This window comes from Marivita sp. NO-S04 (genome assembly GCF_059070475.1).
Genome location: NZ_JBKAEE010000002.1, coordinates 25,224 through 39,012, shown reverse-complemented (window position 1 = coordinate 39,012; position 13,789 = coordinate 25,224). Strand labels below are relative to the sequence as shown.

Annotated in this window: 13 protein-coding genes; 5 read left to right on the top strand and 8 right to left on the bottom strand. The window is 57.8% G+C overall.

The window, feature by feature from the left end; translation table 11 throughout:
- Positions 1 to 3 precede the first annotated feature (3 nt).
- The 4 genes from tnpB (ACK3EW_RS22715) to ACK3EW_RS22700 form a co-directional block, all read right to left on the bottom strand.
- Complete coding sequence (gene tnpB, locus ACK3EW_RS22715; protein WP_037967155.1) at positions 4 to 351, bottom strand: IS66 family insertion sequence element accessory protein TnpB; 348 nt, start codon at positions 349 to 351, stop codon at positions 4 to 6.
- Positions 348 to 728: an IS66-like element accessory protein TnpA gene (tnpA, locus tag ACK3EW_RS22710; protein ID WP_493806895.1), complete on the bottom strand. Its 381-nt coding sequence runs from the start codon at positions 726 to 728 to the stop codon at positions 348 to 350. The genes tnpB (ACK3EW_RS22715) and tnpA (ACK3EW_RS22710) overlap by 4 nt, the downstream gene beginning before the upstream one ends.
- A 766-nt stretch (positions 729 to 1,494) precedes the next feature.
- A complete protein-coding gene (locus ACK3EW_RS22705) occupies positions 1,495 to 2,502 on the bottom strand; it encodes a type III secretion system effector protein (protein WP_493809860.1) in 1,008 nt (335 codons plus the stop codon).
- A 247-nt stretch (positions 2,503 to 2,749) separates the two neighbouring features.
- Positions 2,750 to 3,781: an AI-2E family transporter gene (locus tag ACK3EW_RS22700; RefSeq protein ID WP_493809859.1), complete on the bottom strand. Its 1,032-nt coding sequence runs from the start codon at positions 3,779 to 3,781 to the stop codon at positions 2,750 to 2,752.
- A gap of 243 nt (positions 3,782 to 4,024) precedes the next feature.
- On the opposite strand from ACK3EW_RS22700, the gene ACK3EW_RS22695 reads away from it, so the two are divergent.
- Entirely contained in the window at positions 4,025 to 5,668 is a 1,644-nt protein-coding gene (locus ACK3EW_RS22695) for an ATP-binding protein (protein ID WP_493809858.1), read from the top strand.
- Positions 5,669 to 5,689: 21 nt separating this feature from the next.
- On the opposite strand, the gene tnpC is transcribed toward ACK3EW_RS22695, so the two are convergent.
- The 3 genes from tnpC to tnpA (ACK3EW_RS22680) form a co-directional block, all read right to left on the bottom strand.
- Positions 5,690 to 7,327: an IS66 family transposase gene (gene tnpC, locus ACK3EW_RS22690; RefSeq protein WP_493806894.1), complete on the bottom strand. Its 1,638-nt coding sequence runs from the start codon at positions 7,325 to 7,327 to the stop codon at positions 5,690 to 5,692.
- 62 nt (positions 7,328 to 7,389) lie between these two features.
- Positions 7,390 to 7,737 carry an IS66 family insertion sequence element accessory protein TnpB gene (gene tnpB / locus ACK3EW_RS22685; protein ID WP_037967155.1) on the bottom strand — a complete coding sequence of 116 codons (348 nt, stop codon included), beginning with the start codon at positions 7,735 to 7,737 and terminating at the stop codon, positions 7,390 to 7,392.
- Complete coding sequence (gene tnpA / locus ACK3EW_RS22680; RefSeq protein WP_493806895.1) at positions 7,734 to 8,114, bottom strand: IS66-like element accessory protein TnpA; 381 nt, start codon at positions 8,112 to 8,114, stop codon at positions 7,734 to 7,736. The genes tnpB (ACK3EW_RS22685) and tnpA (ACK3EW_RS22680) overlap by 4 nt, the downstream gene beginning before the upstream one ends.
- Before the next feature lie 105 nt (positions 8,115 to 8,219).
- Here tnpA (ACK3EW_RS22680) and ACK3EW_RS22675 point away from each other — a divergent pair, with 105 nt between their 5' ends.
- Entirely contained in the window at positions 8,220 to 8,372 is a 153-nt protein-coding gene (locus ACK3EW_RS22675) for a hypothetical protein (RefSeq protein ID WP_493809857.1), read from the top strand.
- Positions 8,373 to 8,415: 43 nt separating this feature from the next.
- Here the strand turns inward: ACK3EW_RS22675 and ACK3EW_RS22670 are convergent, their stop codons facing one another.
- Entirely contained in the window at positions 8,416 to 10,224 is a 1,809-nt protein-coding gene (locus tag ACK3EW_RS22670) for an ABC transporter ATP-binding protein (protein WP_493809856.1), read from the bottom strand.
- Positions 10,225 to 11,713: 1,489 nt separating this feature from the next.
- On the opposite strand from ACK3EW_RS22670, the gene ACK3EW_RS22665 reads away from it, so the two are divergent.
- The 3 genes from ACK3EW_RS22665 to ACK3EW_RS22655 all read left to right on the top strand — a co-directional run bounded on the left by ACK3EW_RS22665 (position 11,714) and on the right by ACK3EW_RS22655 (position 13,530).
- A complete protein-coding gene (locus ACK3EW_RS22665; RefSeq protein ID WP_493809855.1) occupies positions 11,714 to 11,971 on the top strand; it encodes a hypothetical protein in 258 nt (85 codons plus the stop codon).
- Between the two features lie 633 nt (positions 11,972 to 12,604).
- Entirely contained in the window at positions 12,605 to 12,862 is a 258-nt protein-coding gene (locus ACK3EW_RS22660; RefSeq protein ID WP_493809854.1) for a hypothetical protein, read from the top strand.
- Positions 12,863 to 12,894: 32 nt separating this feature from the next.
- A complete protein-coding gene (locus tag ACK3EW_RS22655) occupies positions 12,895 to 13,530 on the top strand; it encodes a UPF0149 family protein (RefSeq protein WP_493809853.1) in 636 nt (211 codons plus the stop codon).
- Positions 13,531 to 13,789: the final 259 nt, after the last annotated feature.

Genomic DNA, 13,789 nt, shown 5'->3' with positions numbered 1-13,789 from the left:
GAATTACCCCACGCGCGCTGGCGGAGCGCCCCAATCCGGACGTCTCCAGTCGATCCCCTCCCACAGCATCGCGAGCTGTGCTGATGTTAGCCGCATCGACCCATCCGCAGCATTCGGCCAGGGGAAGCGGCCACGCTCCAAGACTTTGTAGTAGAGACAAAACCCCTGGCCATCCCAGAACAGAAGCTTGATACGATCCCCGCGTCGCCCACGAAACGCAAATACCGCACCATTGGCTGGTTTCTGACGCAACACATCCTGCGCCAAAGCGGCCAGCCCCGCGATTCCCTTTCGCATATCCGTGACACCACACGCCAGATACACACGCACACCAGTGCCGGGACCGATCATGCGGCGTCCACCGCGCGGATCAGCACCGACAGTGCAGTCGGATCAATCGTGCTTTCAAAATGTAAACTACGGCCGCCACGCAAACGCAATTCAACCGCAACCGGTGGCGACGTTTCAGCGGCCGTATCCTGCGCTGTCGGCACTCCAGCCGCCACTGGCATATCCAAAGGGTAGAAAAGCGCCCCGGCCTCCGGCGACCACAGACCCTTCTTCTTCAGGTCGTGCCGCCAAGCGTAAATCTGCTGCCGCGTCACTTCATGGCGCTGCGCCACCTGCGTCACCGTTGTGCCACCAACCCCGACCGACATGATGATCTCGAGCTTGTCCTCATCACGCCAGAAGCGCCGCCGCTCCATCCCAAGAATTTCACCACGCATCAGGGACCCCGCATAAGACACGTCGCTAACGACGTAGTTAAACACGTGTCTTAGATCACCGCACCAACCTCAGGCAGGCGGTGCCAATGGCGCGGTTACTCCGGTCGGTAATGCCAACGCAAAACCGCAGCTGCGGTTCCGTGCGTTGATGTTTTCCATTTCTTTGATTGGCACTGCCGGGTCAGTGCCATGCGGCGCGTGTGTTTTGGGGCGCGAAGCCTGTAGTCTTCAGTGGATGCTTACTCTGTAAATGCTGTCCGGAGTGGTCAACCAAATTATATGCCACAAAGGTCGATGCTCGGGCCTTGATGAAAGGCGTGACCGATTGCGACAAGGGCAAGCACCTGCAGTGTCTCCGTTTCGTCATGGCCGCTGCGTGCCATGCCGGTTGTGACCGTCCAACGCTCGAGAGCCTAGCCACTCCTTACGCAGACATGTACTCCAAACCCAAGCGCTGGCCAGGCAAAACCGGCAACTGCCAAGCCATTTGATCGGCCAGTCAGAGCTTGATGGCGTGTTTTCATGAACAAGACGGTTGCCGAGTGCATCAACTGCCCCGGTTGGTGGCCGGTACGAGCGCGTCTTGTTGCTGACCGGCCGACAGAGCCGGCTTCGAAAGAAAGACACCATGATCAATCTGCGCGAATTTTCGGTTCAGGCCAGACATCCGTATTGTTGGCGGAGAGGGTTCAGTTTGAGAGATGTGTGAACCGCGTCGCACGTGGTTCACGGAAAACCCGTGGCGAGTAGCAGCGCACCTCCTGTCTCAGCCTTCGGTCGACATCTTGAACTGCCGGCCCGCCGCAGTGGACGGGTTGAGATTGTAGCTCGTGCGCTGCGGATGGCCTGCCTCCACGCGCAGCTTGTTCTCGGTAAAGGGCAGGTTTGCGCCCGGGCCAAGACCGACGGTCATCATCTCTTCTTCCCAGCCGTTTGCCACGATCCGCCGACCGGTCATCATGCGCCAGGCATGGATCAGCTCGTGGCCCAGCATGACATCGGCGCGCACGGCGTCGGCGTCGATCTGGTACTTGGTCTTGCCGGTGCGCTTTTGCAGCCAGGACAGGGTCTTGTTGCCATCAAGACCGATGGCCGGAATGAGGCGCACGGCGGTGTTGGCCCCCCTGCCGCAGAAGATGTGGTCGTAGAGGCCAAGACTGAGCCGGAAATGTTCGGAGGGCGTCATCCGGCGTTCGTTGAAGCGGAAGGCATTGATCGTGTCTTCCGACACACCGGTCTTTGTGGCCATGTAGCGGGTGGCATCGCCGAATTTCCGGTCAAGGACATTGTACAGCACCAGGAAGCAGTAATTGTGGTTCCTGTAATCCTTTTCGGCATCGGTCAGCACAGGGTCGTTATAGGCGCGGACATTCTGTTTGGCGCGGGCGATCTGGTCGGCCAGTTCCTGCCCCGTGATGTCGTAATCGTCGCCGATGCACATCGTGGCATAATCCGACAGCGGCAAGGCATAGCGGTCGACCGTGGCGCGCTTGTTGCCGACATCCTGGAGTATCGCCGCACCACCATTGAAGGCGTCACCCCGGAAGATCACGCAGGTCTTGCCGGATGCATCGATTTCGTCGACCAGACGCTGCCCGGTCGGCGATTTGCACAGCTTTTCGAACGCGGTCTCCACCGCCTGCAGAAAATCGTCCTCCTCGCCCGGATCGGTGATCCGCTGCGCGACATAATCCCCGTTCCGCTTGTATTGCTGGCCATGCACGGTCTCGACAGAGATGGCTCGGCTCAGCACACGACGTTTTCCCATGGGCATGGTGGTCTCTCCTTGAAAGCCTGTGAGTGTACTGAGAACGCGGTGGATCGGGGGCACGACATGTCCCGAAAAACCTGCCAAAAGCGGCAAGGTACAGTCGGGCTCCAGAATGGCTCCAAAAGGTCGTCTTGTCCCATTGCCCTGTCAAAGAGCTTGCGGGGGACAGGCGGCGCGATCAAGCAAAAGATTTCCCCGGAGCGCTGGCCGTCAGCAGAGGATCACGCTTCCGGGATCCGGCCCGCGCCTGTCACAGCTTGCCATTGGCCGACAAGAGCACCGCGATCGGACGGGTGGTCTTGAGTTCGGCAAAGACCAGAACAAGGCTTACTGTCAGCGGCACCGCCAGAAGCGCACCGGGCAGACCCCAGAGCGTGCTCCAGAAGGCCAGCGCCAAGAGGACGACGAAGGGGCTGAGGTTGAATGCCCGGCCCATCATCCGCGGTTCCAGCACGAAGGCGACAAAGACCTGCACGACGGTGAGCGACACCATCACCGCCCCCGCCATCGACAGGGTGCCGAATTGCGCCAGGCTCAGCAGCACCGGGAAGATCACCCCGATCATCGAGCCGATGTAAGGAATGTAGTTGAGGAACGCGATCAGCACCGCCCAGAACAGCGCGAATTCGATCCCCAGCACCAGCATGACGACAAAGGACAAGGCCCCGAGGATGATGTTGATCACGGTCTTGACGAACAGGTACTGCCCGATCCGTTCATTGATGCGCGACAAAAGCGCGATGGCGCGCTGCCCGGTCTGCTCGTCGCCCATGGCGATCATCACCTTGCGCGCCATCACCCCGCGTTCGGCGATGAAAAAGCTGGAATAGAGCACCACGAGAAACAGAGTCACGCCAAAGCCGCGCAGGGACAACAGCGCAGGCGCCACCCAGGATCGCATGTCGATCTGGTCAAGCGTGGCGCTGCGCAGGTTTTCCCATGTCGGTTCGTTCTCGATCCCCAGAAGGCTCGCATTGTCGCTAACCAGCTGTTCGAGATTGCTCTCGTATTGCGGCAGGATCGCCACCACCTGCGCGACGTTGTTGATCACCAGGATGAAGAGCAGCACCACCACGATGGTAAAGAGAATGAGGATCAGCCCCCGCCGCGCCCAGGCGGGCAACCGCCCCAGCACCGGCACTGCCTCCATGCTCGCCGCAGCCGTCGACAGGATGTAGACCGAGATGACGGCGGCAAAGACCGGCAGCAGGATGGGCTTGCCGATCCAGAGCAGCCAGCCCAGCATCAGTGTCAGTGCCGTTGCATAGGTCGCGCTGCGCATATGTGGTCCAAAATTCCCCGGGTCCCGTCGTGGCGCCATCACGAAGCCTCGCGCCGGAAGTGTCAATCACCCGCAGGTCAAACCCCGGTGTTCTTTGCAGGATTTTTGGGGAAGTGTCTGAAACTGCGCCGCCGAAAGACAGGACTGCTCGAGAGGTGCTTGCGCACCCGCAATGATCGCCGGATAAGCAGACCAGTCACTGCTTGGCGAGAACGGCCCATACGCGGCGCAAAGGAGGCTTTGATGCCTGAAATTCCGGGACACAGCCATGGATCAAGACATCCCGTCTGCGTGATCGGAATGACAGTACATGATGACCTCACCTTCGATTATCGACAGGTTGATGATTTTCTCTCCAACGGGTTCCTCGTGAGCGATCTTCCCTTTGGAAAAGAGGCCGAGCGGATTACCGCGATCATCGACAGGGTATCATTCCTGGCGAACTCCCTGCTGCAGGCCATCAAGGTTCCGGTGTTCGAACAAGCGAAAATCGCCGAACTCCAGTACAATCAGGATCAACGGTCACATCGCGTACGCCTGCTCGCACCGACCCTTGCCAACATCCCCCAAGAGGTCGTTCTCCGCGCGCATGGGTTTGCGTTGAAAATCCTGACCGAGCTTCATCCAGAATATGATTTCGAAGCGGCCTTCGAAGCGATAGACGAGAGTTTTGTAAAGAAATTCAAGCCACTGATCCCAGGGGGGGTCTCAACAGTATCGATCGCGCGGACTGCATTCAAAAACAAGATACCCTTCACGCATCTGGGGTCGGGCATATACCAGCTTGGTTGGGGCGCACGGGCACGCTGGTTTGACCGAAGCACAAATGACCGAGATTCTTCTTTGGGCCAAAAAGTCGCCTCAGACAAGATATTGACCAATCAGATCCTGCGCCAAGCAGGATATCCAGTTCCAAGACAGTCACCTGTTTCATCCCTGGAAGATGCACTAAAATCAGGCGGCGAAATCGGCTATCCCGTCGTCCTGAAACCTGCTCGGCTTGAGCGAGGTGAAGGTGTCACCATCGATATTTTCTCGGAGGACGCACTTCGAGCGGCTTATCTGGAAAAGCAGGATAAGTTCGAAAATCTTCTGGTAGAAGAGCAGATCAAAGGCGTATGTCATCGCATTTTTGTTGCAGGAAAAAAAGTACGCCATGTATTTGCACGACACCCAATGCACGTTCTCGGCGATGGGGTCCATACGATCAGAGAGTTGGCGCAGATCGAAAATGAGACGCAGAAAAAGCTAAGCAGACATCGGCGACGCCCCAAACTGGAAATCAACGAAACGAGCCTCGGGATATTTTCGGAACTCGGCTTTAACCCTGATAGTATCCCACCAGACAGGGTAAAGGTTCCTTTTCAAAGGGTCCAAAGTGTCGAACTGGGTGGTGTTATAGAAGATACGAAAAGTACTACGCATAAAGACAACATCAAACTGGCAGAAGAAATCGCTGATTTTTCTGGTCTCGATGCCATTGGTCTCGATATCATTTCAGAGGATATCTCTCGAGCATGGCACGAGAATGGTGCAAAAATCAACGAAATCAACTTCTCGCCCATGGTTGCTCCCTATCGAGATTGGATGCAGATAGGGCTTAATGATTACATGAAAGAAAACTTTTCCCACCAGGGACGTATCCCAATTTATGTGTTCACTGGCGGAGAGACCGCTCTCAACGAGGCGCGACGCCGCCAGGCGGATCTGTGGCAGGCAGGAGAGCCGCATTTTCTATGCAATCGGAGCATGACACTGAAACCGGATGGCAGCCCCCGGATCGATGACTTGGGGGACAGCCTCTTTCTTCGTGCCCATGCCTTGCTTCTCGACAAAAGCGTGGAGGGCATCATCCTTGTCCTTCAGGATGAGTCCGTCCTAATGTAACCACGCCATTGATACCGCAGCTTACGCGGCTTGACTGTTCTTCACGGATGCGATCGGCGCCCAGTTCCAAGGCAGCAATTCATCAAGCCGGTTGATCTTGTGATCGTGGATGCGGTCGAGGATGTCAGCAAGATAGGCCAGCGGGTCAAGACCGTTCAGCTTGGCCGTTTCAATGACCGTCATCGCGCGCGCGAGGGTTTCCGCGCCGGTATCTGCGCCCGCGAAGAGCCAGTTTTTACGTCCTATTCCAATCGGGCGCAGGGCGCGTTCGGCCGGATTGTTGTCGATGGCCACACGCCCGTCGTTCAGGAACAGGCTGAAGGCCTCCTTCCGCGCGAGGCCATAGCGGAACGCCTTGGCTAGATCGCTTTTGCCGGGGATGCGCAGAAGCTGCTGTTCAGACCAAGCAAAGAAAGCCTCGACCTTGGGCTTGGTAAGTTTTTGACGTGCCGCATAGCGGACGTTGGCGGGCTGACCGTTGATATCGCGCTCGATGTCGTAGAATTTTCCGATCCGGTCGAGCGCCTCGCGAGCGATCTCGGATTTGGTTGAGGTCCAAAAGTCATGGAAGTCGCGCCGCAGATGCGCCCAACAGGCGGCCTCCCGCAAACGGGCTGTGCCGTCAGGCTCTGGCGCGTAAAGCTTGGCATACCCTTTGTAGCCGTCGGCCTGAAGAATGCCCTGCGCTGCGGACAGATGACTGAGGACGTGCTCTTCCTTCCAGTCTGGCGCAAAGCGATAGACAGCACCCGGTGGTGATGCCCCGGCCCAGGGTCGCTGATCACGCACATAGGCCCAGATCCGGCCCTGCTTGACACCCTTGCCAAGCCCTCTGTTGCGCATGCTGCGATCAAGCACCCGGATGGGGGTGTCGTCCGCATGCAGCAGGTCGCTGGCCATGATGTCCGCCTCGATCCGTACAATGAGCGGCTGTAAGGTCTTCATGGCTCGCCCGCACCAGCCAACAAGCGTGCTTTCGGGAATGTCTGCTCCCATGCGGGCGAAGATCTCGTGCTGGCGATATAACGGAAGGTGGTCGTCGAACTTCGAGACCAGCACATGGGCCAGCAAGTTCGGCCCTGCAATACTGCCGGGGATCGGACGGCTGGGTGCTGGTTCCTGCACCATCCGCTCACACCGGCGGCAGGATTTCTTGATCCGGGCAATCTGGATCACCTTCATCTGAGCGGCGATCATGTCCAGCAGTTCGCTGACATCCTCACCCACCACACGCAGATCGCCGCCACAGTCGGGGCAGCAGGCACCGGGGTCCAGTTCACGGCGTTCGCGCGGGGTCGCATCCGAGACACGTGGCTTGCGGCGCAAAGTGGGCGCATCGGCAGCTTCCGCTGATGGCTCATCCGGCCCTTCGTCGATTGGCGCTTCATCGTCTTCGGCCACGGCAACCAGCAGGTCTTCAAGCGCCAGTTCCAGCTGTTCGATCTCGCGCTCAATCTTTTCCGAGGATTTGCTGAAGGCCAGTTTCTGAAGCTTGGCGATCCGTAGGCGCAGGGCTTGCACCAGCTGGTCGTGAACCCGTAGCGTGGCCGATATCTTGGCGTTCTCTGCCGCGATCCGCAGGTTTTCAGCCTGTAGAGCAGCGATCATAGCGCGCAATTCAGCGGGATCATCAGGCAGGTTTTCAGCAGGTTCAGACATGCGCTTGACTACCAAAAAACAGGCTCAAGCGCCATATAAATAACGATAATTCGTGCGCAGAATTACCCCACGCGCGCTGGCGGAGCGCCCCAATCCGGACGTCTCCAGTCGATCCCCTCCCACAGCATCGCGAGCTGTGCTGATGTTAGCCGCATCGACCCATCCGCAGCATTCGGCCAGGGGAAGCGGCCACGCTCCAAGACTTTGTAGTAGAGACAAAACCCCTGGCCATCCCAGAACAGAAGCTTGATACGATCCCCGCGTCGCCCACGAAACGCAAATACCGCACCATTGGCTGGTTTCTGACGCAACACATCCTGCGCCAAAGCGGCCAGCCCCGCGATTCCCTTTCGCATATCCGTGACACCACACGCCAGATACACACGCACACCAGTGCCGGGACCGATCATGCGGCGTCCACCGCGCGGATCAGCACCGACAGTGCAGTCGGATCAATCGTGCTTTCAAAATGTAAACTACGGCCGCCACGCAAACGCAATTCAACCGCAACCGGTGGCGACGTTTCAGCGGCCGTATCCTGCGCTGTCGGCACTCCAGCCGCCACTGGCATATCCAAAGGGTAGAAAAGCGCCCCGGCCTCCGGCGACCACAGACCCTTCTTCTTCAGGTCGTGCCGCCAAGCGTAAATCTGCTGCCGCGTCACTTCATGGCGCTGCGCCACCTGCGTCACCGTTGTGCCACCAACCCCGACCGACATGATGATCTCGAGCTTGTCCTCATCACGCCAGAAGCGCCGCCGCTCCATCCCAAGAATTTCACCACGCATCAGGGACCCCGCATAAGACACGTCGCTAACGACGTAGTTAAACACGTGTCTTAGATCACCGCACCAACCTCAGGCAGGCGGTGCCAATGGCGCGGTTACGTCCTAATGACAGGCTTCCCCTTTGATGGTGTTTCCAGCAAAGTGGCAGCGGATGACGGGTTGCTGTCTGCGTCGGGCACTGCGCCTCTGGACCGCGAGGTCAGGGTCCGGATCGCAAAAATGGTCGATCAATTGCCCATCATCGATGGGACGGTGTAATTACCAGGAATATCGGGCAGAACGTCCATAAAGGCACTTTGCCTCACCCATAGCTCTGCTTCTGCGCGCCGTACATGCCGGCATAAAGCCCTTCCTGCGCAAGCAGATCCGCATGGGTGCCTTGTTCGACCACGCGGCCGGCATCCATCACGTAGATCCAGTCGGCATGGGTGATGGCCGACAGCCGATGCGCCACGATCAGGGTGGTCTTGCCTTGCGCCAGGCGGCCCAAGGCACGTTTGACCTTGTCTTCGGTCTTCTGGTCCAGCGCCGAGGTGGCCTCGTCCAGAAGCAGGATCGGGGATTGCCGCAGGAAGGCACGGGCGATGGCGATGCGCTGTTTCTGCCCACCCGACAGCTGGCTGCCCTTGGGGCCCAGCGGCTTGTCGCCGCGCGCATCCATCAGGTCCGCGATCTCGGCGGCCTCGGCGGCAGCGCGCACCTCGTCGTCGGTGGCGTCGGGGCGCACGTAGCGGATGTTGTCCCTGAGCGAGCTGTTGAAGATCACGATGTCCTGCGCCACGACCGAAAAGGACGAGCGCAGCGCCTTGATCCTGAGGTCGCGGATCGGGGTGCTGCCAATGGTCACGCGCCCCTCTTGCGCGTCATAAAGCCGGGTCAGCAGGCTCAGTACCGTGGTCTTGCCCGATCCGGTTGCGCCCACGATGGCCGACACCTTGCCACCCTCAAAGCGCATCGAGAGATCCTCGAAGAGCGCGTGATCGCGATCATAGCAGAAGGTGACGTTCTCCAGCGCGATGTCGCCCGCACGGTCGAAATCCTCATGCGCGTCAGGTGTGTCGGTGATGGACGGGGTTTCCCGGTACAGGCTGCGGATGCCATCCAGAAGGATCAGGTTCGCCTGCAGTTTCGCAAAGAACCCTGCCAGCGTACGCGCCGGATCGAATATCAGTGCAAGACCCAGCAGATAGGCGATGATCCCGGCCCCATCGAGGCCAAAATCGCCTGACAGCACCATGTAGCCGCCGCCCCCGATCACCAGCACGTAGACAAAGGCCGCCATCATGTCGATTGCCGGCATCACCAGCGCCTGCGCCGATTGCAGCCGGATCGAGATGTCGCGGATCTGGTCCGTGGCGCGGACGAGCCGCGCGCGCTCGACCGGTTCCTGCCCCGCGATCTTGACCGTGCGCATGCCGCTCGACATCTCGTCGATGCCGGTCATGTAGGCCCCAAGCGCGTTTTCCGCCGTGGACTGGATATGCTTGATGGTCGAGGAGACGTGCTGCAGCAGCAGCAGAATCGTCGGCAGGATGATCAGCGCCGCAGTGAAGAGCAGCGGCGACTTGTAGATCAGGTAACCCGACACGATCAGGATCGTCGCCGCATCCCGCACCGCGTTCACCGTGGCCTGCCCCACGAACTGGCTCAGGCCTTCGGCCTGATTGACCAGCCGCAGGATCAGCTCGCCCGACTGGGTCCGTTCGAAAAACGCCAGATCAAGGGTCATCAGGTGATCGATAAGATCCCGGCGCATCTGCATCACGGCACCCGAGGCAAGCCAGACCGACAGGCGCGGAATGAGATAGGACATCAGGGCCCGCGTCGAGAAAAGCGCAAAGACGATGCCGCAGACCCGCACCAGATCGGACAATGCGCCGCTTTCGAAAATCACCCGGAGCCCGTCTTCGGTCAAGGCCAGGAACTGCTGGTAGACCACACCCTGAACCGTGATCATCCCCAGCACGACAAAGAGCCAAGGCGTCTTGGATTTCAGGTAATTGTGCCAGAACCATGCGATGTTGGCCCGGTCCAGCGGGCTGAACATGGGCCGTTTTTCGCGTCGCTGCCCATCGGGGCTGCGTCTTGAGAACGGATTGGACACGGTCATGCAAGCACCTGGGTTGATCTTGTGGCGTCATCTACAGGCAAACGCAGGGCGGGTCAGCACGTCAATTTGACCTGCAGGCGGCCTGCTGCTGGGCCGAAGAGAGGTGTGGAAGGCTTCACGGGCTCCTTCCGTGGGCATGATGGGCTGTCTCTAAGGGTGTTGTTTCCAAATGGTCTGGAGCTTCGCCCAAAGAGTATCAGAAATAAAAAGTAGCTAAATAAATTTAAAGATACATTATAATTTCTTTATTACAGAAAAATACACACTAATAGTGAAAGATAAATGAAATAGGATAGGATATTTAAAATAAATGAAGAAATTCACAGCCCAATGGTGTGGGGGCTGGAAAGAGAAATTAAATCTATTAAAGTAAAATTGAATTTTGTTAAATCGGGTTGGAAATGATGAGATCCATTCTGGCATATCGGGCAGCGTGCGGGTGCAAATTGGCTCACCTGCAGCCCATGTCCGATGAATGTGGAGATGCAACGGATGTGGCGCAGATGAGAAAACATCCTGCCTTGAGGCTCCGCCATCAATCTGCCTTGGAAAAGGGCCTCCTTGCCGCGCTCGGGAAGTCCACAAACCGCTGTGCGGTGTCATCTGTCACGCTGGCGCGCCGCAAGGTTGGTGGGGAGGACTTGGTTCAGGAGGGGGTGTCGGTCTCTCCCAAAAACTGGAGATGTGCGTGGAAGCATTAATTCACAAGGTTGCCCTTACCCGATTGGATTTGGACCCGCATTCTGCAGGTGTCTCACCGGGAGACCATGTCTTTCTTGTGTGCGAAGCCGACGAGAGGGTTGCTGCCTATGTCACCCTCCCGTCGCGTCTGCCATTTGGCTGGGGCAAGCGGCGCACAAAGCGTCTTGGATTGCTTGACCCGCAATCCTCTCGCATGTTGATGCCTGCGCTGGAACGGCATGCCAATCTTCGGGTGCGCGTGGTTGAGATCGAGTTTCCTCATCTCAACCGAAACAGGTTGAACACGGTTTACATCTCTGTTTGGGGCAACCCGTCTGATCTCATTCCGAGAAAACATCCCATGGCCCGGATATTCTCAAAAAGTCGCATAAATGAGCCCATGCCGAGCCCACCCGGATCCCAAAGGCAGGGATCGATATGATTGTTTTGATGACCTGAACATGCAAAATCAGTCTAAGCCTGTTGCAACCTTGAACTCTGTTCCGTGCGGTCAAGGCCTTCGAAACCTTCGTTCCGAAGAAAAAAGCGGTATCGACCCACGAGGTCTTCACACCCAACACCAGTCACAGACCGTATGTCCTGTGCAGCCCGCATGTGTCAGTGGGGATGTTGCTCGAAGGGACCCCGCTTTCGTGCAGATGCAGAGCAAGCGGAGCATCTCGTCATGTCCTCTGCGCTGGCATCGGGTGATGATCCGGACAGCCTGGGTCCTGGTCCGGTGCGCGATCAATGCTGTTTGGAGCCACAAATCGCACAAGTCCCGGTTCAATTTGATGGAGACACGTTCGTGACCGAAACCATCACGATGGAATACCTGTCGGGCCAGATTCTGGCCCAAAATACCTTGATCCACGTCCTGTTTGGCGAGTGCGTGATTGACAATCCGGACGAAGCGTTTGCGTTGCGTGACGCGCTGACTGCGGCGCTGCGAAACGTACGTCGGAGCAGCGATGCGTCTGGTGATGAGCAGTTGGGATGCATCGAAACGCTTGAAGCGGCCATCGAAGCCCTTGAGTGCATGCGGTTGGATCCTGGGCGCAAATGACATTTTCCGGCCGATTTTCCACATGGACCGGTGCCAGAGGACATCCGTGCATACCAATGATCAGCCTTGCAAGGCGATCTGAGAAGGGCAGGCTGGTCTGCCCGGAACAGAACCGCAAGCGCGTGCATGTGTTGGTGCAGGGCGTACCAAGGACTGGCAGGTTGCATGTTGGCACTCTGTCTCAGCCTGTCCAGACCGCTGTCGGTGGATCAGTCAAAACTCGGGGTGGACGGTTCGCCAGTCTGACACTGCCCCATTCATGCCGCGAGATGTCGGCTCGACAATTTCGCGGCCCGCAAGCCGCCATCCCGTCGATGGTCTGCAGGCAGCTGGCTGGAGGGGTGTTTGTTCTGGAAGTCATGGTCCGCCCTGATGTTGCGGTCGCCTGGCTTTTGGGCTTGCCGGTCCTCTTTTTGCGGAGCCTCATCTCCGGATTTGCAGAGGTCCCACTGTCCGTGTCGTGGTTTTGGGCAGCCTGTTGCGCAAGGGGGCGGCCTGGAGGGACAAGATGACATGAACGTCGACATATCCGGACAGATCCAGTCCTCAGACTATCGGCTGCAGTTTTGCACACATGGCTTATTTGCCCCCAACCAGCAGAGGGACATCCATCAACGTGTCGGAGACAATTCATTGACCAAATCTATCAGTACCGAATATCTGCACGGCCAGGTGATGGCTCAGAAAATCCTGATCCATGTCTTGTTGGGGGAAAGGGTGATTGCCGATCCAGATGATGGGTTTGCACTCTACCATATGCTGGCGGCGGCGCTTCAGGCCACCCGCCGTGGCAAGGACATCTCGGATGATGCAAAACAGGGCTGCATCAAGATTCTCGAAGAGGCGATCAGTGCTCTCGAATTCATGCGATCCGATCCTGCGCGCATTTGACCTGCCTTGAAAACCGGAGCGACACGATCATCATGCCCCATTCCAAATATCATATCGACTACCTCAACGATTTGTTTCAGGCCTTGCCGCAAGGCAATTTGCCGATGAACCTGAGCGAATATGATGGGTTTGCGACCGGCATTCTTGTCTGCCCTGTAGATATCGAGCCTTCTGAGTGGTTGCCTCATGTCTGGGGCACGACTCGAGATGGTCATTTTCCGGACCAGCGGACGGCCGAGGGCACCATCGATGCCTTGCTTGCGCATTTTGAAGTTGTTGCCGCCGATATGGCCACGTTGAGCCAGATACAACCCATTTTTGGAGGTATCGGCGCAAGCACGCCATTTATATGGGAGCCCTGGATCGATGGTTTCATGCGTGCCGCTCTGCTTCGACCCGTGGCATGGCAGGAATTTTTCGAGCAAGCCGATGAGGCTGTGCAGAGCATGATGTCGTTTTTACAGACGCTGCACGACATCTATACCGGCAAAAGCGCGCTGACGCGCGTAGAAATTGATGCGATAGACAGTGCTGCATGTGACCTCATCCCGTCATGCATCCTACATATCGCGCGGCGATCCCGGCCTGATCGGAGTTTGCCTCAAGCGGCCAATGCGTCGAACAAACCTGGCAATTTGGCGAGCCGGTCACCTGATCCGGATTGGTGACATTTGTGACTTTGGATGGCTCGCCCGCCTTTTGAGTGGCCGATATCACCATCCCCCAAGCCATGCGTCACTTTGGGTACCGGCGTGCTTGTTCGAACCGTGTGAGTCAACTCAGCTGTGGAGTGAGTGGGACCAGCGATCAGACTGGCCACCGGATGGGAGCGCGATGGTGGTGACCGGATCTCACAATGCGCAGCCTGCCTGAAATCAAAATATATTTTGCGGTTTCAGGCCTGAGCGCCGCTTTTCCGAAAGGGCT